The organism is Shewanella sp. MR-4 (assembly GCF_000014685.1).
Taxonomy (GTDB): Bacteria; Pseudomonadota; Gammaproteobacteria; order Enterobacterales; family Shewanellaceae; genus Shewanella.
The window spans coordinates 207,105-229,724 of record NC_008321.1; the positions used below are offsets into that span (position 1 = coordinate 207,105).

The following is a 22,620-nucleotide window of genomic DNA, read 5'->3' on the forward strand; positions in this document are numbered from 1 at the left end:
AGATAAGACGGGTAAGTAAATAGCAAATTTGCTTGGTGACAATAGCATTGTGGTCCCACCTGATCCCATCCCGAACTCAGAAGTGAAACGCAATCGCGCCGATGGTAGTGTGGGGTCTCCCCATGTGAGAGTAGGTCATCGCCAAGCGCCTAATTAAACGATAAAGCCAGCTGAATAAGCTGGCTTTTTTGTTTTCGCGTTCTTAACTGCCACTTCCTCTGTTGTTTTTACTCTTGTTCAAGACCTTACTGCATTAATTTACCTGCTTTTACCGATCTACCTCAGTTTGCTGCAATTCTAGGGTGAAGCGTTTACAATGTCGCTTTTGTCGCGGCAGAACATCACCATGTCTTTTCCATATTCGCTAAAGCCGTTTAATACTTTTGGCGTGGAGCAATCTTGCTTATCCATGATTGAAGTCCATTCCAAGGCAGAGCTGCAATCGACCTGCTTATCCTTATATCAGTCTAAGCGACCTATGCTTGTCCTCGGTGGCGGCAGCAATATCGTATTCACCGATGATTTTAATGGCACTGTAGTGCGTGTGTTGACTAAGGGTATTTCCTGCTCTGAAGATGGCACTCACTTTTACCTTGCCGTTGAGGCGGGTGAGAACTGGCATGAATTAGTTCACTTCAGCTTAAATCAGGACATGCCAGGTCTTGAGAACTTAGCGCTTATCCCTGGCACTGTTGGTGCTGCTCCGATCCAAAACATCGGCGCCTATGGCGTAGAGCTGTGCGATATTTGTGATTGGGTCGAATATCTGGATCTCGAGTCTGGTAACTTGCTAAGGCTTACTGCAGATGAGTGTGAGTTTGCCTATCGGGAGTCAATATTTAAGGGCTGTTTACGCGACAAAGCTGTGATTACTGCCGTTGGTTTGCGCCTCCCTAAAGCTTGGCAACCAAAATTGGCCTATGGTCCGTTACAATCATTTAACGCCGAGACGGTGACCCCAAGGGAGATTTTTGAACGAGTCTGCGAAGTGAGGAGCGAAAAGCTACCTAACCCAGAAGAACTCGGAAATGCAGGTAGTTTCTTTAAGAATCCTATCGTAAGCGCGGCGACTTATATGCAGCTTGCTGCGCATTTCCCGAGTATCGTCGGTTATGCGCAACCCAATGGAGAGGTTAAACTGGCTGCAGGTTGGCTAATCGAACATGCGGGTCTTAAGGGTTTTGCTCTTGGTAACGCGGGAGTGCATGCGAAGCAAGCCTTAGTATTAGTCAATTTAGGTCATGCGACCGGCCAAGATATTTGTCGATTAGCATTACATGTTATTGCGCGAGTGAATGAGGTTTTTGGCGTTAAGCTAGAAGCCGAGCCAAGAATTATGGGATTAACAGGGGAGACGAGTCTCGATGTCTGATAACTGGGTGAGAAAACGCGAAATACTGGGATTACTGTCGAGCGAATATTTTGTCTCGGGTGAAGAGTTGGCGACACAACTGGGTATTTCTCGTGCGGCGGTGAGTAAGCATGTGGATGCTTTGGAAGACTATGGCGTGGCAATTTACAGTGTCAAAGGCCGCGGTTACAAGTTAGCGAACCCTATCTCCCTTATCGACTCTGCTCGGTTAATTCAGTCGATTGATAATCGCTGCTTTTATTTTGATGAGATCCCAAGCACCAACGGCTTTATGTTAAGCCATACGGGTGAGCTTAAGAGTGGCGACCTGTGTGTCGCGGAATACCAGTCGGCAGGGCGAGGTCGCCGTGGCCGTACTTGGGTTTCTCCCTATGGGCATCATTTATATTTCTCGCAGTTTTGGTCATTTCCTCAAGGGATGGCGCAGGCTATGGGCTTAAGCCTAGTGGTAGCTTGTAGCTTAGTCGAGGTATTGAAATCCTTTGGCGTTGATAATATCGGCGTAAAATGGCCAAACGATATTTACCTTAATTATAAAAAGCTTGCTGGCATTTTAATTGAGATGTCAGGTCAGGCGGACAGTGAGTGCCAATTGATCATTGGTATTGGCGTCAACATGGCCATGTCGGAAGACCAAGGTAAGGGCATAGACCAGCCTTGGAGCGATTTATCCGCTCTCGCGACTATGCCGAATAAAACGGATCTCGTGATTGCGCTGCAAAAACAGCTGAAGAAAGATATTCAACTGTTTGAACGCGAAGGATTAGCTGCATTCAAATTGCGTTGGCAAGCGGCTGATTTATTCTATGGCAAAGAGATCCGTTTGCTCATGGGTGAAAATCATGTTGAGGGAATTTGCCGCGGCGTCGACGAACAGGGCGCAGTGCTACTTGAAACCGCCGATGGCACACAGGCATACATCGGCGGCGAAATTAGTTTAAGGCCGAGATAGCCTATTTGCGCAACAATACGTGGGACATCAAGTGATCCTGGCCTTTTTGCAGGATCAGATGTGCTCGCTCTCTTGTCGGCTGGATATTGAGTTGCAGATTGGGGCCGTTGATAGTGTCCCAAATCTTCGCAGCAATCACATTGGCCTCATCATCCGTTAGGCTGGCGTAGTGATGGAAATAAGACTTTTCATCACTGAAAGCGCCTTTGCGGAATTGCAGAAAGCGCTCTTGATACCATTGCTTTAATAAGTGCTCTTCGGCATCGACATAAATAGAGAAGTCGACAAAGTCGGAAACAAAGGGACGACGTATATCTACTGGTGAATCTAAGCCGGTTTGCAGTACATTGAGTCCTTCTAGGATCAAAATATCGGGCTGAGAAACTGTCTGATGCTGGCCGCGAATACGATCGTAAGTCACGTGGGAATAGATAGGCGCATTCACATGGGCTTGCCCCGATTTTACTGCCGCAATAAATTCGACCAACATCTTCATATCGTAGCTTTCGGGGAAGCCTTTACGTTGCAGTAATCCCTTGCGTTTTAAGTCGGCCAAAGGATACAAAAAACCATCGGTAGTGACTAAATCGACTTTTGGATGCTCAGGCCAGTGGCGCAGCAATGCTTGCAAAATACGCGCTGTGGTACTTTTCCCCACGGCAACGCTGCCAGCAATGCTAATGATATAAGGACTACTCGAAGGTTTTTGGCCGAGAAACTCATCCAAAACTAAGCCGCGTTGTTGTTTCGCTTTAACAATGAGATTAAGTAACCTACTGAGAGGCAGGTAAATATCGGTCACTTCAGTAAGTGAAACCTTCTCATTGATACCGCGTAAATTTTCCAAGTCTTGTTCACTCAGTGTCATCGGCACTGCGTCCCGTAAAACAGACCATTGTGCGCGCTCAAAGGCAAGGTAGAGTGCTTTTTGAATTGGATTTTTTGACGTCATTGGCTTTCCTCGGCTTAGGGATCGCACAGTACACCATGACTTAAGTATCGACAATATAAAATCTATTCTCTGTGCCTTGTTTGTATATCTAGGTTGAGTATTCGCTGGAGAATTGCTCGATGGAGCGGGTTTAAGTGTAAAAAAGCATCATTTGATTGCTTTTTTTAAACAATTCGTCGATTTTAGCTTGCACTTAGGCACACATTTACCTAATATCCCGTTCCGAAATGATTTGCCGGCATAGCTCAGTTGGTAGAGCAACTGACTTGTAATCAGTAGGTCCCGAGTTCGACTCTTGGTGCCGGCACCATTTTACTGGAGGGGTTCCCGAGTGGCCAAAGGGATCAGACTGTAAATCTGACGGCTCCGCCTTCGAAGGTTCGAATCCTTCTCCCTCCACCATTTTCTAGGTAGTTAGGTAGCCTTAGTTAGGTTGCGCGGGCATCGTATAATGGTATTACTCCAGCCTTCCAAGCTGATAACGCGGGTTCGATTCCCGCTGCCCGCTCCAAATTTAGTTGCTGATATGGCTCAGTTGGTAGAGCACACCCTTGGTAAGGGTGAGGTCGGCAGTTCGAATCTGCCTATCAGCACCAGCCTTTCTAAATTAAGCTCCTATACCTAAATAATCGGTTCGATGTCATTTATATGCATCGGATTTTTTCTATATGTATGTTTTCATCACCAAGACTCTTGGATTGAGGCAATACCATGGCAAAAGCTAAATTTGAACGTAATAAGCCCCATGTTAACGTGGGCACCATCGGTCACGTTGACCATGGTAAAACCACTCTGACTGCAGCTATCTCTCACGTACTGGCTAAGACCTACGGTGGTGAAGCTAAAGACTTCTCTCAAATCGATAACGCTCCAGAAGAGCGTGAGCGCGGTATTACCATCAATACCTCTCACATCGAATACGATACTCCAACTCGCCACTACGCACACGTAGACTGCCCAGGCCACGCTGACTATGTTAAAAACATGATCACTGGTGCTGCACAGATGGACGGCGCGATCCTGGTAGTAGCTTCTACTGACGGTCCAATGCCACAAACTCGTGAGCACATCCTGCTGTCTCGCCAAGTAGGCGTACCATTCATCATCGTATTCATGAACAAGTGTGACATGGTTGACGATGCTGAACTGTTAGAATTAGTAGAAATGGAAGTACGTGAACTGTTATCAGAATACGACTTCCCAGGTGATGACTTACCAGTTATCCAAGGTTCTGCTCTGAAAGCGCTAGAAGGCGAGCCAGAGTGGGAAGCTAAGATCATCGAATTAGCAGAAGCACTGGATTCTTACATTCCAGAACCAGAGCGTGATATCGATAAGCCATTCCTGATGCCAATCGAAGACGTATTCTCAATCTCTGGCCGTGGTACAGTAGTAACTGGTCGTGTTGAGCGTGGTATCGTACGTGTTGGTGACGAAGTAGAAATCGTTGGTATCCGTGCAACCACTAAGACAACCTGTACTGGTGTTGAAATGTTCCGTAAGCTGCTTGACGAAGGTCGTGCAGGTGAGAACTGTGGTATCCTGTTACGTGGTACTAAGCGTGATGACGTAGAACGTGGTCAAGTATTATCTAAGCCAGGCTCAATCAACCCACACACTACTTTTGAATCAGAAGTATACGTTCTGTCAAAAGAAGAAGGTGGTCGTCACACTCCATTCTTCAAAGGCTACCGTCCACAGTTCTACTTCCGTACAACTGACGTGACTGGAACTATCGAACTGCCAGAAGGCGTAGAGATGGTAATGCCAGGCGACAACATCAAGATGAAAGTCACCCTGATCTGCCCAATCGCGATGGACGAAGGTTTACGCTTCGCAATCCGTGAAGGTGGCCGTACAGTCGGTGCAGGTGTTGTAGCTAAGATTTTCGCTTAATCGCGAACTTAGATATAGTGCTGAAAAAGGAAGCTTAGGCTTCCTTTTTTGTTTAAGTCGATTATTTACTGGGTTTTGTGGGCTGCAACTGTTGTGCATCCTTGCTAACAAAGTCGAATAAGAATACAATCTATGGCCGATTTTTGACCCTGAGCTTATGCTACATGCGTTTCTAAGGGTATTCGGAATGCAGAGTATCTAAAGCGTATTGTAACTGGGTCGTATGTCCCTAATTATTGTGCTCAAGCTCAGGCCGTATTGAGTAACGGAATAACCGATGACAACAAATACTGAAAACCAGACTAACTCTCTGGATATCGTGAAGTGGGGTTTAGCGATCCTATTGCTGGCCGCTGCTGTTATTGGCAATCAAATGTATAGCGAGACAAGTGCCGTGATCCGTGCACTGGCTGTTATCGTTGCATTCGCTATTGCTGGTTTTATTGCCCTGCAAACAGAAAAGGGTAAGAAAGCCTTAGCGTTTGCTCGTGAGTCGCAAATTGAAGTGCGCAAGGTCGTATGGCCGACGCGTCAAGAAGCGCTTAACACCACTTTTATTGTCCTTGCTGCAACAGGTATTTTAGCCCTTGTTTTATGGGGTTTAGATGCTGTGTTAATGCACATTGTCAATTTCATCACTGGCGTATAGGCACCTCGAATGACTGAAGCTAAAGAAGCTAAAAAAAGATGGTATGTAGTGCAGGCATTCTCTGGCTATGAAGGCCGAGTTTGTAAGTCACTGATTGAATACATTAAAATGCATGGCATGGAGCAATACTTCGGTGAAGTATTAGTTCCGACTGAAGAAGTCATTGAAATGCGTGCAGGCCAGCGTCGTAAGAGCGAGCGTAAGTTTTTCCCTGGCTATGTGTTAGTCCAGATGGAAATGAACGATGACAGCTGGCATTTAGTCAAAAGCATCCCGCGTGTTTTAGGCTTTATTGGCGGAACTTCTGATCGTCCTGCTCCAATTTCAGATAGAGAAGCGGATGCAATTCTGCGTCGCTTACAAGAAACCACAGCTTCACCGACTCACCGTGTTATTTTCGAGCCGGGCGAAGTGGTGCGTGTTTGTGATGGTCCATTTGCTGACTTTAACGGTACCGTTGAAGAAGTGGATTATGACAAGAGCCGCGTAAAAGTGTCGGTAATGATCTTTGGTCGTTCTACACCGGTTGAGCTCGATTTTAGTCAAGTCGAAAAAGGCTGATTAAATTAAATACAAAAATCCGTTTGGCAACGGGGGCGGATTTCTATATAATCCGCACCCGTTGTTTTCGGGGGAGCACGTCGGCATGTCGCTGATGCGCGTTTGAACCCAAACTGAGGAAATGTCAGATGGCAAAAAAGATTGATGCTTATATTAAGCTACAAGTGAAATCAGGTTCTGCGAACCCTTCACCACCAGTTGGTCCAGCTCTGGGTCAGAAAGGTGTGAACATCATGGAATTCTGTAAAGCGTTTAACGCCCGTACAGAAAAAATGGAAAAAGGCATGCCTATTCCAGTCGTGATCACTGTATACAGTGACCGTTCATTCACTTTCGAAACTAAGACACCGCCAGCTTCTTACTTACTGAAGACTGCTGCAGGCCTGAAATCAGGTTCTCCACGTCCAAACACTCAGAAAGTAGGTACTATCGCTCGTGCTAAGATTCAAGAAATTGCTGAATTGAAAGCGGCCGATATGACTGGTGCTGATGTTGAAGCGATGACTCGCTCAATCGAAGGTACTGCGCGTTCAATGGGTTTGGTTGTAGAGGGTTAATATAATGGCAAAACTAACTAAACGCATGCGCGTAATCCGCGAGAAAGTTGACGGTACTAAGTTATACGAAATCAACGACGCTGTTGCTCTGTTAAAAGAATTAGCAACTGCTAAGTTCGTTGAAAGTGTTGACGTTGCTGTTAACCTGGGCATCGACCCACGTAAATCAGACCAAAACGTTCGTGGTGCTACTGTATTACCACACGGTACTGGTCGTGACGTTCGCGTTGCAGTATTTACACAAGGTGCAAATGCTGAAGCTGCAAAAGCTGCTGGTGCTGAACTCGTTGGTATGGATGATCTGGCTGAGCAAATCAAAGCCGGTGAAATGAACTTCGACGTAGTTATCGCATCTCCAGATGCAATGCGCGTTGTTGGTATGTTAGGTCAAATCTTAGGCCCACGTGGTTTAATGCCTAACCCAAAAACTGGCACAGTAACGCCAAACGTTGCTGAAGCAGTTAAGAACGCCAAAGCTGGTCAAGTTCGTTACCGCAACGACAAGAACGGTATTATCCACACTACTATCGGTAAAGTGGATTTCACACCAGTTCAATTGAAAGAAAACTTGGAAGCGTTAATCTCTGCACTGAAAAAGGCTAAGCCTGCAGTTGCTAAAGGTGTATACGTGAAGAAAGTTAGCATCTCTACCACTATGGGTGCAGGTGTAGCTATCGACCAAGCGACTCTCGAAACAGCTAACTAATTTTACAAGGTACGTGCATTAGTCTATAATGCGCGCACTTTGTGGGTTGAAGCCTGTTTTTGATGCTTAATGCATCATTAATTAGGCTTCCGTCCAAGACCGCAGGTGTTTACTTTAACGGTTTACTTAATTTCCTGCGTAGACGGTGTCAGGCCCCAGCTAAATTTTTTTACTGGATAATCTGCACCGTAAGTCACTAAATACATAAGTATTTAGTATGGTAAGTACTAGGGAATACCCTAGGTGGAATCCAGGAGTAAAGCCAATGGCATTAAGACTCGAAGACAAAAAAGCGATTGTTGCTGAAGTCAACGAAGCTGCCAAAGGTGCGCTATCTGCAGTAGCCGCTGATTCACGCGGTGTAACTGTAGGTGCTATGACCGGTCTGCGTAAAAAAGCTCGCGAAGCTGGTGTTTATGTACGTGTAGTACGTAACACTCTGGCTCGTCGTGCTGTTGAAGGTACTGCATTTGAGTGCCTAGCAGAAACGTTCACTGGCCCAACTTTGATTGCTTTCTCTAACGAGCACCCAGGTGCTGCAGCTCGTCTGTTAAAAGACTTTGCTAAAGAGCAAGCTAACTTCGAAGTTAAAGGCGCAGCCTTTGAAGGGAATTTCATCCCTGCAGCTGACATTGATCGTTTGGCGAAACTGCCAACATACGAAGAAGCACTAGCACAGTTAATGATGACTATGAAAGAAGCATCTGCTGGCAAGTTCGTTCGTACTCTGGCCGCCCTGCGCGATCAAAAACAAGAAGCCGCTTAATTTTAAGCTGGCTGCTTAATAAAATTGAATTCAGAACAATAGGAAACATTTGTTATGTCTATCACTAAAGACCAAATCTTAGAAGCCTTTGCAGCTATGTCTGTAATGGAAGTTGTTGAACTGATCGAAGCTATGGAAGAGAAGTTCGGCGTTTCTGCTGCTGCTGCAGTAGTTGCTGGCGGTGCTGCTGATGCAGGTGCTGCTGCTGAAGAACAAACAGAATTCAACGTAATTCTGACTGCTCACGGCGACAACAAAGTTGCTGTTATTAAAGCAATCCGTGGCGCAACTGGTTTAGGCCTGAAAGAAGCTAAAGCAATGTCTGAAGCTGCTCCAGTAGCAGTTAAAGAAGGCGTTTCTAAAGAAGAAGCTGAAGCTCTGAAGAAAGAACTGGTTGAAGCTGGTGCTACAGTAGAGATCAAGTAAGCTATTATGTAGCTTACTCACCCAAGCCAATTGGGTGGAGGCTGGCGGTTTTTTAACCGTCGGCCTTTTTTGCGCTATATGCGTCGGCGATTTTTTTTCACCGTTTATCGCCAAATTTTGCAGTCCCTAGCAGAGATTACTGGTTAGGTTCTTGCCATCAACGGTGATGGGCAAACGTGCTGAATTTAATGACTATTGTTATGAGTTCAGTCTTGGTCACATCTCGCAAGCAGAGGAAACCCATGGTTTACTCCTATTCTGAAAAGAAGCGTATTCGCAAAGACTTTGGTAAGCGTCCACAGGTGTTGGATATTCCTTACCTTTTGTCTATTCAGTTAGACTCTTTTAAGAAGTTCACCGATCAAGATCCTACCGGTGAGCGCGGTTTAGAAGCCGCCTTCCGTAGCGTTTTTCCCATCAAGAGCTTTTCTGGTAATTCAGAACTGCAATACGTCAGCTATAAGCTTGGCGAGCCTGTTTTTGATGTGAAAGAGTGTCAGATCCGTGGTGTTACATATTCAGCGCCACTACGCGTTAAATTACGCATGGTGTTGTATGATCGTGAAGCAGCGGCCGGCACTGTAAAAGATATTAAAGAACAAGAAGTCTACATGGGTGATATCCCATTAATGACTGACAACGGTACCTTTGTGATCAACGGTACTGAGCGTGTAATCGTATCTCAATTACACCGCAGCCCAGGCGTGTTCTTTGATCATGACCGTGGTAAAACCCACTCATCAGGTAAGGTGCTGTATAACGCACGTATCATTCCTTACCGTGGTTCATGGTTAGACTTTGAATTCGACCCTAAAGATGCACTGTTCGTACGTATTGACCGTCGCCGTAAATTACCTGCGACCATCATTCTGCGCGCATTAGAGTATTCTACTCAAGAGATCCTCGATCTGTTCTTCGAACGCGTTGAGTTCAAGATCAAGAAAGATACTCTGGTTATGACCTTAGTACCTGAGCGTCTGCGTGGCGAAACCGCCAGCTACGACATCAAGGATGCTGAAGGCTCTGTATTGGTTGAAGCTGGCCGTCGTATCACTGCACGCCACATTCGCCAATTAGAAAAAACCAATACCACTGAACTCGAAGTGCCAGTTGAGTACATCGTGGGCAAATATGCTGCCCAAGATTACATCGATCCGGACACGGGTGAAGTCTTAGTTTCTGCTAACAGTGAAATCAGCTTAGAAGACTTAGCGAAGTTATCACTGGCAGGCATCAAAGAGCTAAGCACGTTATACATCAACGAGCTAGACCACGGTGCTTACATCTCTGACACTCTGCGTATCGATCCAACCACTAACCGCTTAGAAGCGTTAGTTGAGATCTACCGCATGATGCGTCCTGGTGAGCCACCAACCAAAGATGCAGCAGAAGCGCTGTTCCAAAACTTATTCTTCAGCGAAGAACGTTATGACCTGTCTAAAGTAGGTCGTATGAAGTTCAACCGTCGTCTCAGCATTCCTGATGACGAAGGTAGCGGCGTACTGTCTAAAGAAGACATCGTTGCAGTAATGAAGAACATCATTCACATCCGTAACGGCTTCGACGAAGTGGACGATATCGACCACTTAGGTAACCGTCGAATTCGTTCTGTGGGTGAAATGGCTGAAAACCAATTCCGTGTTGGTCTGGTCCGTGTTGAGCGCGCCGTGCGTGAACGTCTGTCATTAGGCGATCTAAACGAGCTGATGCCACAAGACTTAATCAACGCTAAGCCAATTTCTGCCGCAGTGAAAGAGTTCTTCGGTTCTTCTCAGCTGTCACAATTCATGGACCAAAACAACCCGCTGTCAGAAGTAACGCATAAGCGTCGTATTTCTGCTCTTGGCCCAGGTGGTTTGACCCGTGAACGTGCAGGCTTCGAAGTCCGCGACGTACACCCAACGCACTATGGTCGTTTATGTCCAATTGAGACCCCTGAAGGTCCAAACATTGGTCTAATCAACTCATTAGCGAGCTTTGCCCGTACTAACTCTTACGGCTTCTTAGAAACCCCATACCGCAAAGTGGTAGACGGTGTGATCACTGACGATGTGGAATACTTGTCGGCGATTGAAGAAGGTCGTTATGTGATTGCACAGGCGAACATCGAAGTTGACTCACAAGGTCGCATGGTTGAAGAACAGATCGCATGTCGTCACAAAGGTGAATCTACCTTTATGCGTGCGTCTGACATTCAATACATGGACGTATCGCCACAACAGATCATCTCTGTTGCTGCGTCTCTGATCCCGTTCTTAGAACACGACGACGCGAACCGTGCATTGATGGGTGCGAACATGCAACGTCAAGCGGTACCAACACTGAAATCAGAGAAGCCTCTGGTCGGTACGGGTATTGAGCGCACGTTAGCTGTGGACTCCGGTGTAGTTGTTGCTGCCAAACGTGGCGGTGTGATCGATTACGTTGATGCGAGCCGTATCGTTGTTAAAGTTAATGAAGACGAGCTGCGCCCAGGCGAAGCAGGTATCGACATTTACAACCTGACTAAGTACACCCGTTCTAACCAAAACACTTGTATCAACCAACGTCCATGTTGTTCAGTTGGTGAGCCAGTGGTTCGTGGTGACGTGTTAGCAGACGGTCCGTCTACTGACTTAGGTGACTTAGCCCTTGGTCAGAACATGCGTATCGCATTCATGCCTTGGAACGGTTACAACTTCGAAGACTCGATCTTAATTTCTGAGCGTGTTGCACAGGAAGACCGTTTCACCACTATCCACATTCAAGAGCTGTCTTGTATCGCTCGTGATACCAAGCTGGGTAGTGAAGAAATCACTGCTGACATTCCAAACGTAGGTGAATCTGCTCTGTCGAAACTCGACGAGTCAGGTATCGTTTACATCGGTGCAGAAGTGAAGGGTGGTGACATTCTGGTTGGTAAAGTTACGCCAAAAGGCGAGACGCAACTGACTCCAGAAGAGAAGTTACTACGCGCTATCTTCGGTGAGAAAGCGTCTGATGTGAAAGACAGCTCACTGCGTGTACCTAACTCTGTTAAAGGTACCATCATCGACGTTCAGGTATTTACCCGTGACGGCGTTGAGAAAGACAAACGCGCCATTGAAATCGAAGAAATGCACATTGCCCAAGCTCGTAAAGACTTAGGCGAAGAGTTCAAGATCCTTGAAGAAGGCGTATTGAGCCGTGCGCGCAACTTATTATTAAGTGCCGGTTTCACTGAAGCACAAATCGCAGCATTGCCACGTAAAGATGTATTGGTTCAAGTTATTGACGATGAAACCAAACAAACTGAGCTTGAGCAATTAGCTGAACAGCATGAAGAGCTGAAAGCAGACTTCGATAAGAAGTTTGAAATCAAACGTCGCAAGATCACCCAAGGTGATGACTTGGCACCAGGCGTACTGAAGATCGTTAAGGTTTACTTAGCGGTTAAACGTACTATCCAACCAGGTGACAAGATGGCGGGTCGTCACGGTAACAAGGGTGTTATCTCTAAGATTAACCCAATTGAAGACATGCCGTACGACGAGCAAGGCAACCCTGTGGACATCGTATTGAACCCGCTAGGCGTTCCATCACGTATGAACATCGGTCAGGTTCTTGAAGTTCACTTAGGTGCTGCTGCTAAAGGTATTGGTAACAAGATTGCTGCCATGCTGGAAGATCAGCGCGAGAAGGGACTTGCAGAAGTTCGTAGCTACATCAAGCAAGTGTACGAATTAGGTGACGAAGTGCAGCAGCGCGTTGACATCGATTCATTCACTGACGATGAGTTACTGCGCTTAGCGAACAACCTGAAAGGCGGTATCCCAGTTGCTACGCCAGCCTTCGACGGTGCTAAAGAGAAAGAGATCAAGCAGATGCTTGAGCTTGCAGGCTTGCCAACCTCTGGTCAGCTGAAATTATTTGATGGTCGTACCGGTAACGAATTTGAGCGTCCAGTAACTGTAGGTTACATGTACATGCTCAAACTGAACCACTTAGTTGACGATAAGATGCACGCCCGTTCTACCGGTTCGTACAGCTTAGTGACTCAACAACCTCTGGGCGGTAAAGCTCAGTTCGGTGGTCAGCGTTTCGGGGAGATGGAAGTGTGGGCACTCGAAGCATACGGTGCCGCTTATACGCTTCAAGAAATGCTCACCGTGAAATCGGATGACGTTAACGGTCGTACTCAGATGTATAAGAACATCGTCGACGGTAACCATCAGATGCAGCCTGGCATGCCAGAGTCCTTCAACGTATTACTGAAGGAGATCCGTTCACTCGGTATCAACATCGAGTTGGATCAGGAATAAGCGCAGGTATTTAGCCGCGTTTGGCAACAGAATGGTGCTCCGTGAGAGCGGAGCACCCGGTTTAACTCCTTCAGGAGAGAAACGTGAAAGACTTATTAAAGTTTCTGAAACAGCAAAGCAAGACTGAAGAATTTAACGGCATCAAAATTGGTCTGGCATCGCCTGATCTGATCCGTTCTTGGTCTTTTGGTGAAGTTAAGAAGCCAGAAACCATTAACTACCGTACCTTCAAGCCTGAGCGTGAAGGTCTGTTCTGTGCGCGTATCTTTGGCCCGGTCAAAGATTACGAATGTTTGTGCGGTAAGTACAAGCGTTTGAAGCACCGTGGTGTGATCTGTGAAAAGTGTGGCGTAGAAGTTACCCAGACTAAAGTACGTCGTGAGCGTATGGGTCACATTGAACTGGCTAGCCCAGTTGCCCACATTTGGTTCTTGAAATCACTGCCGTCCCGTATCGGTTTAATGCTGGACATGACGCTGCGTGATATCGAACGCGTACTGTATTTTGAATCTTTCGTCGTGATCGAGCCTGGCATGACCAGCCTTGAACGTGGCCAAATGCTGACAGAAGAAAACTATCTGGACGCATTAGAAGAATACGGTGACGAATTCGAAGCTAAGATGGGTGCTGAAGCGGTATTAGAACTGCTGCGCGCGATCGATCTCGAAAAAGAAATCGAACAAATGCGTGAAGAGCTGCCATCAATCAACTCTGAGACTCGTCGCAAGAAAGTGACCAAGCGTCTTAAGTTGATGGAAGCGTTCCACACTTCTGGCAACAAGCCAGAGTGGATGATCTTAAAAGTACTGCCTGTGTTACCACCTGACTTACGTCCGCTGGTACCGCTCGATGGCGGCCGCTTCGCGACTTCAGATCTGAACGATTTGTACCGCCGCGTGATCAACCGTAACAACCGTTTGAAGCGTCTGTTAGATTTAGCTGCGCCGGACATCATCGTACGCAACGAAAAGCGTATGTTACAAGAGTCTGTTGATGCGCTATTAGATAACGGTCGTCGTGGTCGTGCTATTACCGGTTCTAACAAACGTCCTCTGAAATCTTTGGCCGATATGATCAAAGGTAAACAAGGTCGTTTCCGTCAGAACTTATTAGGTAAGCGTGTTGACTACTCTGGTCGTTCGGTAATTACCGTAGGTCCTACTTTACGTCTGCACCAATGTGGTCTTCCTAAGAAGATGGCACTGGAACTGTTCAAGCCATTCATCTATGGCAAGCTGGAAGGTCGTGGCTTAGCGACAACCATCAAAGCTGCTAAGAAGATGGTCGAGCGTGAAGTGGCGGAAGTTTGGGACGTTCTGGATGAAGTGATCCGCGAACATCCAGTGATGCTTAACCGTGCACCAACACTGCACAGACTGGGTATCCAAGCGTTCGAACCTGTACTGATTGAAGGTAAAGCAATCCAGTTACACCCACTCGTTTGTGCGGCATACAACGCCGACTTCGACGGTGACCAAATGGCGGTACACGTACCGTTAACACTGGAAGCGCAGCTTGAAGCTCGTGCCCTGATGATGTCAACCAACAACATCCTGTCACCTGCGAACGGCGAGCCTGTAATCACTCCGTCTCAAGACGTGGTATTAGGTCTGTACTACACCAGCCGTGAGCGTATCAACGGCCGTGGTGAAGGTATGTACTTTATGTCTGTTGCTGAAGTTGAAAAAGCTTACGCAACTGGCGCTGCTGAACTGCATGCCCGCGTGAAAGTGCGTATCACTGAAACCGTTATCGGTGACAATGGTGAGCGTACTGAACAACGTCGTATCGTAGATACAACAGTGGGTCGTGCTCTGCTGTCACAAATTCTGCCAGCAGGTTTGTCATTTGATCTGGTTAACCAGAACATGGGCAAAAAGCAAATTTCTAAGCTATTGAACACTTGTTACCGTCAATTAGGTCTGAAAGATACCGTTATCTTCGCTGACCAACTGATGTACACAGGTTTCCGTTACGCCACTATCTCTGGTGCATCTGTCGGTATCGACGACATGGTGATCCCAGCTGAGAAGTACACCTTAGTTGCTGACGCTGAAGCAGAAGTGCTCGAAATTCAAGAGCAGTTCCAATCAGGTCTGGTGACCGCGGGTGAGCGTTACAACAAAGTAATCGACATCTGGGCAAGTGCGAACGAAAAAGTTTCTAAAGCGATGATGGAAAACCTGTCAACTGAGACAGTGATTAACCGTGATGGCGTTGAAGAGAAACAAGCTTCGTTCAACAGCATTTACATGATGGCCGACTCGGGCGCTCGTGGTAGTGCCGCACAGATCCGTCAGTTAGCGGGTATGCGTGGTCTGATGGCGAAACCAGACGGTTCGATCATCGAAACCCCAATCGTGGCGAACTTCCGTGAAGGTCTGAACGTTCTTCAGTACTTCATCTCAACCCACGGTGCGCGTAAAGGTCTAGCCGATACCGCATTGAAGACAGCGAACTCGGGTTACCTGACTCGTCGTCTGGTTGACGTTGCTCAAGACTTAGTGGTCATCGAAGACGATTGTGGTACTCACGAAGGTCTGACAATGAAGCCGCTGATCGAAGGTGGTGACGTTGTTGAGCCATTACGTGAACGCGTACTGGGTCGTGTGGTTGCTGTTGATGTTATGTACCCAGGTACAGAAGATGTGCTTGCGCCACGTAACACTCTGCTCGATGAAGCATGGTGTGACAAGTTAGAAGAACACTCAATCGACGAAGTGATTGTACGTTCAGTAATTACCTGTGATACCGACTTCGGTGTGTGTGCGGCATGTTATGGCCGTGACTTAGCCCGTGGTCACCTGATTAACCACGGCGAAGCTATCGGTGTTGTCGCGGCGCAATCAATCGGTGAACCTGGTACACAGTTAACGATGCGTACGTTCCACATCGGTGGTGCGGCATCGAGAGCGTCTGCAGAAAACAACGTTCAAGTGAAGAACTCTGGTTCGTTGAAACTGCACAACGCTAAGTACGTGACTAACACTGACGGCAAGCTGGTTATCGTTTCTCGTTCTTCTGAACTGGCGATCATCGACGAATTAGGTCGTGAGAAAGAGCGTTATAAAGTGCCTTACGGTACTGTGCTCGAGAAGTTAGAAGAAGCATCAGTAGAAGCGGGCGATATCATCGCTAACTGGGATCCACATACTCACCCAATCATCACTGAAGTGGCGGGTAGTATTAAGTTCGTTGACATGATCGACGGCGTGACCATGACTCGTCAAACAGACGAACTGACAGGTCTGTCATCAATCGTGATCCTCGACGTGGGTCAACGTGGTTCAGCGGGTAAAGAAATGCGCCCAATGATCCGTCTTGTTGGTGCCGACGGTAGCGACCTGATGATCCCAGGTACTGAAGTGCCGGCACAATACTTCTTACCAGGCAGTGCGATCGTTAACCTTGACGACAATGCGCAAATCGCCGTGGGTGACGCGTTAGCACGTATTCCACAAGAATCGTCTAAAACACGCGACATCACGGGTGGTCTACCACGCGTTGCTGACCTGTTCGAAGCCCGTAAGCCAAAAGAGCCAGCTATTCTGGCGGAAATCTCTGGTACCATCTCGTTTGGTAAAGAGACCAAAGGCAAGCGTCGTCTGGTGATCACACCAGCGGATGGCGGAGAACATTACGAAGAGATGATCCCGAAATGGCGTAACTTAAACGTGTTCGAAGGTGAAAAAGTCGAACGTGGTGAAGTTATTGCTGACGGTCCAGAGGCGGCGCACGACATTCTGCGTCTACGTGGCATCCACAACGTAGCAAACTACATTGTGAATGAAGTACAAGACGTATACCGTCTACAAGGCGTGAAGATCAACGATAAACATATCGAAGTGATCATCCGTCAAATGCTGCGTAAGTGCGTGATCACCTCTGCGGGTGACAGTGAGTTCTTAGAAGGCGAACAAGTCGAAGTGTCTCGCGTCAAGATTGCTAACCGCGAACTTGTCGAACAAGGCAAAGTGCCTGCGACCTTCGAACGTGAACTGCTGGGTATTACCAAAGCGTCTCTGGCAACAGAATCGTTTATCTCTGCAGCATCATTCCAAGAAACGACTCGCGTACTGACAGAAGCTGCCGTAGGTGGTAAGTCTGATAACTTACGTGGTCTGAAAGAAAACGTAATCGTTGGCCGCCTGATCCCAGCCGGTACTGGTTATGCTTATCACAAGACTCGTAACGATGCCCGTGCTAAGAAAGACGAGCCAGTTGTAGTGAATAAGATCACTGCAAGTGAAGCAGAACAAAATCTCGCAGACCTGTTAAACTTGGCTGGCAGCCAAGATTAAGTGAACAGTTTGTAACAAAAAGGCGCCAATGGCGCCTTTTTTATTGGAAAATGCCGCAAAAGTTGGCTATTTCTTGACAGTCAGGCTTTACCTTTCTAAAATTCCGCGTCCCACCATTGTGGGATATAGATTTTTCACACCTTATCGTTGAGTTTGATTCAACTGACTCGGAGCTATACATGGCAACTGTAAACCAGTTGGTACGTAAGCCACGCGCGCCAAAAGTCGACAAGACTAATGTGCCTGCGTTGAATGCGTGCCCACAAAAGCGTGGTGTTTGTACACGTGTGTACACTACTACCCCTAAAAAACCTAACTCTGCACTACGTAAAGTAGCTCGTGTGCGTCTGACTAACGGTTTCGAAGTAACTTCGTACATCGGCGGTGAAGGCCACAACCTGCAGGAACACAGCGTGATTTTGATCCGTGGTGGTCGTGTTAAAGACTTACCTGGTGTTCGCTATCACACTGTTCGTGGCGCATTAGACTGTGCAGGCGTGACTTCACGTCGCCAAAGCCGTTCTAAGTACGGTGCTAAGCGTCCTAAGTCTTAACGTATCCGTTAAGTAAGGCCAAGCTAGTTTATTTTGAGAATTCCAGTTTTGGAAATCCCTGAAGCATACGGAGAATTGTTATGCCAAGACGTCGCGTTGTAGGACAACGTAAAATCCTACCAGATCCAAAGTTTCACAGTGAGTTGCTGGCTAAGTTCATCAACGTCATTATGCAGGACGGCAAAAAGTCGACTGCTGAAAAAATCATTTACAAGGCTCTTGATGTTATCGCTGAAAAGAAAGGCGCTAATCATTTAGACATCCTTGAAGCAGCCCTGGACAACGTTCGCCCATCAGTCGAAGTTAAATCTCGTCGCGTTGGTGGTTCTACTTACCAGGTACCATGTGAAGTTCGTCCAGTGCGTCGTAACGCACTGGCGATGCGCTGGTTAGTTGAAGCTGCTCGTAAGCGTGGTGAAAAATCTATGGCTTTACGTCTAGCAGGTGAAATGCTAGATGCGTCTGAAAACAAAGGTACTGCTGTTAAGAAGCGTGAAGACGTGCATCGCATGGCTGAAGCTAACAAAGCCTTTGCTCATTACCGTTGGTAATCTGATGGTGTGGGCTTAAGCCCACACCATTGTTGTTGATATTGCCAAGGCAACAGCCTTGGTCGAGAGGGTATAATCGTGGCTCGTACAACCCCAATTGAGCGTTATCGTAATATCGGTATTTGTGCTCATGTGGATGCAGGTAAAACCACCACAACAGAACGTGTTCTGTTCTATACCGGTTTGTCTCATAAAATCGGTGAGGTGCATGACGGCGCCGCGACCACTGACTGGATGGTACAAGAGCAAGAGCGTGGTATTACTATCACCTCGGCTGCTGTAACTACATTCTGGCGTGGTATGGATGCTCAATTCACTGAACACCGCATCAATATCATCGATACCCCTGGTCACGTTGACTTCACTATTGAAGTTGAACGTTCTTTGCGCGTTCTTGACGGCGCTGTAGTGGTTTTCTGTGGTTCTTCAGGTGTTGAGCCTCAATCAGAAACCGTATGGCGTCAAGCTGACAAATACCGCGTTCCACGCTTAGTGTTTGTCAACAAAATGGACCGCGCAGGTGCGGACTTTGAACGTGTAGTGAAGCAAATCAGAACTCGCTTGGGAGCGACTTGTGTTCCGATCCAATTAAACATCGGTGCAGAAGAAAACTTTACAGGCGTGATCGACTTAATCAAGATGAAAGCCATTAACTGGAACGAAGCGGACCAGGGTATGACTTTCACTTATGAAGAGATCCCTGCAAGTTTGGCGGCAAAAGCGGCTGAAATGCATGAGTATCTGGTTGAGGCAGCTGCCGAGGCCTCTGATGAACTGATGGACAAGTACCTTGAAGAAGGCACACTGTCAGAAGACGAGATCAAAAAGGCACTGCGTCAGCGTACTATTAATAATGAAATCGTTTTAGCGACCTGTGGTTCTGCGTTTAAGAACAAAGGCGTTCAAGCGGTTCTTGATGCGGTAGTAGAATTCTTGCCTGCCCCCGTCGATGTGCCTCCTATTAAGGGCATTGATGACGATGAGCAAGAAGTTGAACGCCCATCAGATGACAATGCCCCCTTTGCGGCGTTGGCATTTAAGATTGCTACAGACCCGTTCGTGGGCACTTTGACCTTTATTCGCGTGTACTCTGGCGTACTCGAATCAGGTTCTGGCGTTTATAACTCTGTTAAACAGAAACGTGAACGTATCGGCCGTATCGTGCAAATGCACGCTAATGACCGTACAGAACTGAAAGAAGTTCGTGCAGGTGATATCGCTGCGGCTATCGGTCTGAAAGAAGTCACCACGGGTGATACACTTTGTGATCCTGATCATAAGGTGATCTTGGAACGCATGGAGTTCCCTGAGCCAGTAATTACCATTGCCGTTGAGCCTAAGTCTAAAGCAGACCAAGATAAAATGGGTATCGCGCTGCAAAAACTCGCAGCGGAAGATCCATCCTTCCGGGTTGAGACTGACGAAGAATCATCACAAACACTGATTTCTGGAATGGGTGAGTTACACTTAGACATTATCGTTGACCGTATGCGTCGCGAATTTGGTGTTGAGTGTAACGTTGGTAAGCCACAAGTGGCCTACCGCGAAACCATTCGCGCATCAGTCGAGGCTGAAGGTAAATTTGTACGCCAATCAGGTGGCCGTGGACAATTCGGTCATGTTTGGTTAAAACTAGAGCCTAATGAAGAAGGCGCTGGTTACGAATTTATCAACGCGATCGTTGGGGGTGTAGTTCCACGTGAATTCATTCCAGCGGTTGATAAAGGTATCCAAGAGCAGATGAAGAACGGTGTTCTCGCCGGCTTCCCTGTGTTGGACGTGAAGGTCACTCTGTTCGACGGTTCATATCACGATGTGGACTCGAATGAAATGGCGTTCAAAATTGCGGGTTCTATGGGCTTCAAAAAGGGTGCGCTCGAAGCGAATCCTGTGTTGCTCGAGCCTTGCATGAAAGTAGAAGTAACTACTCCTGAGAACTACATGGGCGATGTGGTTGGTGACTTAAACCGTCGTCGTGGTTTGATTGAAGGTATGGATGATGGCTTCGGTGGCATCAAAATAGTCCATGCGGTAGTGCCTCTTTCTGAAATGTTTGGTTATGCAACTGATTTGCGTTCTGCGACTCAGGGTCGTGCTTCTTACTCCATGGAGTTTTTGAAGTACTCTGATGCACCGCAAAACATTGCGAAAGCGATTATTGAATCTCGTAGCTAATTTCAAGTTACGACATAAATGTAATATGGTCCTGTTGATACAGGATTATTCTGAAAAGAAAGGAATATATCGTGGCAAAAGCTAAATTTGAACGTAATAAGCCTCACGTAAACGTGGGCACCATCGGTCACGTTGACCATGGTAAAACCACTCTGACTGCAGCTATCTCTCACGTACTGGCTAAGACCTACGGTGGTGAAGCTAAAGACTTCTCTCAAATCGATAACGCTCCAGAAGAGCGTGAGCGCGGTATTACCATCAATACCTCTCACATCGAATACGATACACCAACTCGTCACTACGCACACGTAGACTGCCCAGGCCACGCTGACTATGTTAAAAACATGATCACTGGTGCTGCACAGATGGACGGCGCGATCCTGGTAGTAGCTTCTACTGACGGTCCAATGCCACAAACTCGTGAGCACATCCTGCTGTCTCGCCAAGTAGGCGTACCTTTCATCATCGTATTCATGAACAAGTGTGACATGGTTGACGATGCTGAACTGTTAGAATTAGTAGAAATGGAAGTACGTGAACTGTTATCAGAATACGACTTCCCAGGTGATGACTTACCAGTTATCCAAGGTTCTGCTCTGAAAGCGCTAGAAGGCGAGCCAGAGTGGGAAGCTAAGATCATCGAATTAGCAGCGGCACTGGATTCTTACATTCCAGAACCAGAGCGTGATATCGATAAGCCATTCCTGATGCCAATCGAAGACGTATTCTCAATCTCTGGCCGTGGTACAGTAGTAACTGGCCGTGTTGAGCGTGGTATCGTACGTGTTGGTGACGAAGTAGAAATCGTTGGTATCCGTACAACGACTAAGACAACCTGTACTGGTGTTGAAATGTTCCGTAAGCTGCTTGACGAAGGTCGTGCAGGTGAGAACTGTGGTATCCTGTTACGTGGTACTAAGCGTGATGACGTAGAACGTGGTCAAGTATTATCTAAGCCAGGTTCAATCAACCCACACACTACTTTTGAATCAGAAGTATACGTTCTGTCAAAAGAAGAAGGTGGTCGTCACACTCCATTCTTCAAAGGCTACCGTCCACAGTTCTACTTCCGTACAACTGACGTGACTGGTACCATCGAACTGCCAGAAGGCGTAGAGATGGTAATGCCAGGCGACAACATCAAGATGGTTGTTACGCTGATCTGCCCAATCGCGATGGACGAAGGTTTACGCTTCGCAATCCGTGAAGGTGGCCGTACAGTAGGTGCAGGTGTTGTAGCTAAGATCATCGCTTAATTGCGAACTTAGATATAGTACTGAAAAAGGAAGCTTAGGCTTCCTTTTTTATTTTGGGCTGGCGTTATTCTGAAATTTGTGTAAAATGCTCGCCACTCTGAAGTTGAATAGTCTTTTTGATGACTATTTACACAGCGGGCTTGAAATCTAATTTTAGATAAGTATAATGGCCCCCTCGTTAACCTAGGTTAGCGAATAAAATGATGAGCCAATACGCTCGTCATTATCATAGCGGCTCCGATTGGGAGTCGAACGGTTAAATCATCTCGCTCTGCTTTTCCAGTAAGGAAGAAGCTAGAGGGTGATTTTTTATGTGTCCATTTTAGGAGCTCTGGTCAATGCAGAACCAAAGAATCCGTATCCGCTTAAAAGGATTTGATCATCGCTTAATTGATCAGTCTACAGCGGAAATCGTTGAAACTGCTAAGCGTACAGGCGCCCAGGTACGTGGTCCTATCCCACTGCCAACGCGCAAAGAGCGTTATACCGTTTTGATCTCTCCGCACGTTAATAAAGATGCTCGTGACCAGTACGAATTACGTACTCACAAGCGCCTGGTTGACATCGTAGAGCCAACTGAAAAGACTGTAGACGCTCTAATGCGTTTAGATCTTGCGGCTGGTGTCGACGTACAGATTAGCTTGGGTTAATTGAGATCCTTAGAAG

17 protein-coding genes, 4 tRNA genes and 1 rRNA gene are annotated in these 22,620 nt (G+C 47.0%); 21 read left to right on the forward strand and 1 reads right to left on the reverse strand.

Annotated elements, in window-relative coordinates:
- Positions 1-31 precede the first annotated feature (31 nt).
- The 3 genes from rrf (at position 32) to birA (ending at position 2,324) form a co-directional block, all read left to right on the forward strand.
- A 5S ribosomal RNA gene (gene rrf / locus SHEWMR4_RS00960) occupies positions 32-147 on the forward strand.
- A gap of 199 nt (positions 148-346) precedes the next feature.
- The gene (murB, locus tag SHEWMR4_RS00965) at positions 347-1,372 is read left to right on the forward strand and encodes a UDP-N-acetylmuramate dehydrogenase (RefSeq protein WP_041408944.1); all 1,026 of its coding nucleotides are present in this window, start codon (positions 347-349) and stop codon (positions 1,370-1,372) included.
- Entirely contained in the window at positions 1,365-2,324 is a 960-nt protein-coding gene (gene birA, locus SHEWMR4_RS00970) for a bifunctional biotin--[acetyl-CoA-carboxylase] ligase/biotin operon repressor BirA (RefSeq protein WP_011621014.1), read from the forward strand. The genes murB and birA overlap by 8 nt, the downstream gene beginning before the upstream one ends.
- A gap of 1 nt (position 2,325) precedes the next feature.
- On the opposite strand, the gene coaA is transcribed toward birA, so the two are convergent.
- Complete coding sequence (coaA, locus tag SHEWMR4_RS00975; RefSeq protein ID WP_011621015.1) at positions 2,326-3,276, reverse strand: type I pantothenate kinase; 951 nt, start codon at positions 3,274-3,276, stop codon at positions 2,326-2,328.
- 234 nt (positions 3,277-3,510) lie between these two features.
- On the opposite strand from coaA, the gene SHEWMR4_RS00980 reads away from it, so the two are divergent.
- The 18 genes from SHEWMR4_RS00980 to rpsJ all read left to right on the forward strand — a co-directional run bounded on the left by SHEWMR4_RS00980 (position 3,511) and on the right by rpsJ (position 22,604).
- Positions 3,511-3,586, forward strand: a tRNA-Thr gene (locus SHEWMR4_RS00980).
- Between the two features lie 7 nt (positions 3,587-3,593).
- A tRNA-Tyr gene (locus tag SHEWMR4_RS00985) sits at positions 3,594-3,678 on the forward strand.
- 35 nt (positions 3,679-3,713) lie between these two features.
- A tRNA-Gly gene (locus SHEWMR4_RS00990) sits at positions 3,714-3,787 on the forward strand.
- A gap of 9 nt (positions 3,788-3,796) precedes the next feature.
- Positions 3,797-3,872: transfer RNA gene (locus SHEWMR4_RS00995), tRNA-Thr, on the forward strand.
- Positions 3,873-3,987: 115 nt separating this feature from the next.
- Positions 3,988-5,172, forward strand: a complete 1,185-nt coding sequence (gene tuf, locus SHEWMR4_RS01000) for an elongation factor Tu (RefSeq protein ID WP_011621017.1) — start codon at positions 3,988-3,990, stop codon at positions 5,170-5,172.
- A gap of 277 nt (positions 5,173-5,449) precedes the next feature.
- The gene (gene secE / locus SHEWMR4_RS01005) at positions 5,450-5,821 is read left to right on the forward strand and encodes a preprotein translocase subunit SecE (protein WP_011621018.1); all 372 of its coding nucleotides are present in this window, start codon (positions 5,450-5,452) and stop codon (positions 5,819-5,821) included.
- A gap of 9 nt (positions 5,822-5,830) precedes the next feature.
- Entirely contained in the window at positions 5,831-6,382 is a 552-nt protein-coding gene (gene nusG / locus SHEWMR4_RS01010) for a transcription termination/antitermination protein NusG (protein WP_011070606.1), read from the forward strand.
- 128 nt (positions 6,383-6,510) lie between these two features.
- Positions 6,511-6,939 (forward strand): 50S ribosomal protein L11, encoded by a 429-nt coding sequence (gene rplK, locus SHEWMR4_RS01015; protein WP_011621019.1) that lies wholly within the window; start codon positions 6,511-6,513, stop codon positions 6,937-6,939.
- A gap of 4 nt (positions 6,940-6,943) precedes the next feature.
- Entirely contained in the window at positions 6,944-7,645 is a 702-nt protein-coding gene (gene rplA / locus SHEWMR4_RS01020; protein ID WP_011621020.1) for a 50S ribosomal protein L1, read from the forward strand.
- Positions 7,646-7,910: 265 nt separating this feature from the next.
- Positions 7,911-8,411: a 50S ribosomal protein L10 gene (gene rplJ, locus SHEWMR4_RS01025; protein ID WP_011070609.1), complete on the forward strand. Its 501-nt coding sequence runs from the start codon at positions 7,911-7,913 to the stop codon at positions 8,409-8,411.
- A gap of 54 nt (positions 8,412-8,465) precedes the next feature.
- Positions 8,466-8,837, forward strand: a complete 372-nt coding sequence (gene rplL, locus SHEWMR4_RS01030; protein ID WP_011621021.1) for a 50S ribosomal protein L7/L12 — start codon at positions 8,466-8,468, stop codon at positions 8,835-8,837.
- A 242-nt stretch (positions 8,838-9,079) separates the two neighbouring features.
- Positions 9,080-13,117 (forward strand): DNA-directed RNA polymerase subunit beta, encoded by a 4,038-nt coding sequence (gene rpoB, locus SHEWMR4_RS01035; protein ID WP_011624801.1) that lies wholly within the window; start codon positions 9,080-9,082, stop codon positions 13,115-13,117.
- A gap of 83 nt (positions 13,118-13,200) precedes the next feature.
- Positions 13,201-17,418, forward strand: coding sequence for a DNA-directed RNA polymerase subunit beta' (gene rpoC / locus SHEWMR4_RS01040; RefSeq protein ID WP_011621023.1), 4,218 nt, complete (start codon positions 13,201-13,203; stop codon positions 17,416-17,418).
- 179 nt (positions 17,419-17,597) lie between these two features.
- The gene (gene rpsL, locus SHEWMR4_RS01045) at positions 17,598-17,972 is read left to right on the forward strand and encodes a 30S ribosomal protein S12 (protein WP_011070612.1); all 375 of its coding nucleotides are present in this window, start codon (positions 17,598-17,600) and stop codon (positions 17,970-17,972) included.
- An 80-nt stretch (positions 17,973-18,052) separates the two neighbouring features.
- The gene (gene rpsG / locus SHEWMR4_RS01050; protein ID WP_011070613.1) at positions 18,053-18,523 is read left to right on the forward strand and encodes a 30S ribosomal protein S7; all 471 of its coding nucleotides are present in this window, start codon (positions 18,053-18,055) and stop codon (positions 18,521-18,523) included.
- A 78-nt stretch (positions 18,524-18,601) separates the two neighbouring features.
- Entirely contained in the window at positions 18,602-20,698 is a 2,097-nt protein-coding gene (gene fusA / locus SHEWMR4_RS01055; RefSeq protein WP_011621024.1) for an elongation factor G, read from the forward strand.
- Positions 20,699-20,769: 71 nt separating this feature from the next.
- Complete coding sequence (gene tuf, locus SHEWMR4_RS01060) at positions 20,770-21,954, forward strand: elongation factor Tu (protein WP_011621025.1); 1,185 nt, start codon at positions 20,770-20,772, stop codon at positions 21,952-21,954.
- 338 nt (positions 21,955-22,292) lie between these two features.
- A complete protein-coding gene (gene rpsJ, locus SHEWMR4_RS01065) occupies positions 22,293-22,604 on the forward strand; it encodes a 30S ribosomal protein S10 (protein ID WP_011070616.1) in 312 nt (103 codons plus the stop codon).
- The last annotated feature ends 16 nt before the right edge of the window (positions 22,605-22,620 follow it).

Coding starts and splice junctions, on each gene's coding strand:
- secE (WP_011621018.1), top strand. CDS start 5,450: ATGACAACAAATACTGAAAACCAGACTAACTCTCTGGATATCGTGAAG.
- rpsL (WP_011070612.1), top strand. CDS start 17,598: ATGGCAACTGTAAACCAGTTGGTACGTAAGCCACGCGCGCCAAAAGTC.
- coaA (WP_011621015.1), bottom strand. CDS start 3,276: ATGACGTCAAAAAATCCAATTCAAAAAGCACTCTACCTTGCCTTTGAG.
- nusG (WP_011070606.1), top strand. CDS start 5,831: ATGACTGAAGCTAAAGAAGCTAAAAAAAGATGGTATGTAGTGCAGGCA.
- rplK (WP_011621019.1), top strand. CDS start 6,511: ATGGCAAAAAAGATTGATGCTTATATTAAGCTACAAGTGAAATCAGGT.
- rplA (WP_011621020.1), top strand. CDS start 6,944: ATGGCAAAACTAACTAAACGCATGCGCGTAATCCGCGAGAAAGTTGAC.
- murB (WP_041408944.1), top strand. CDS start 347: ATGTCTTTTCCATATTCGCTAAAGCCGTTTAATACTTTTGGCGTGGAG.
- rplJ (WP_011070609.1), top strand. CDS start 7,911: ATGGCATTAAGACTCGAAGACAAAAAAGCGATTGTTGCTGAAGTCAAC.
- rpsG (WP_011070613.1), top strand. CDS start 18,053: ATGCCAAGACGTCGCGTTGTAGGACAACGTAAAATCCTACCAGATCCA.
- birA (WP_011621014.1), top strand. CDS start 1,365: ATGTCTGATAACTGGGTGAGAAAACGCGAAATACTGGGATTACTGTCG.
- rplL (WP_011621021.1), top strand. CDS start 8,466: ATGTCTATCACTAAAGACCAAATCTTAGAAGCCTTTGCAGCTATGTCT.
- rpsJ (WP_011070616.1), top strand. CDS start 22,293: ATGCAGAACCAAAGAATCCGTATCCGCTTAAAAGGATTTGATCATCGC.
- rpoB (WP_011624801.1), top strand. CDS start 9,080: ATGGTTTACTCCTATTCTGAAAAGAAGCGTATTCGCAAAGACTTTGGT.
- tuf (WP_011621017.1), top strand. CDS start 3,988: ATGGCAAAAGCTAAATTTGAACGTAATAAGCCCCATGTTAACGTGGGC.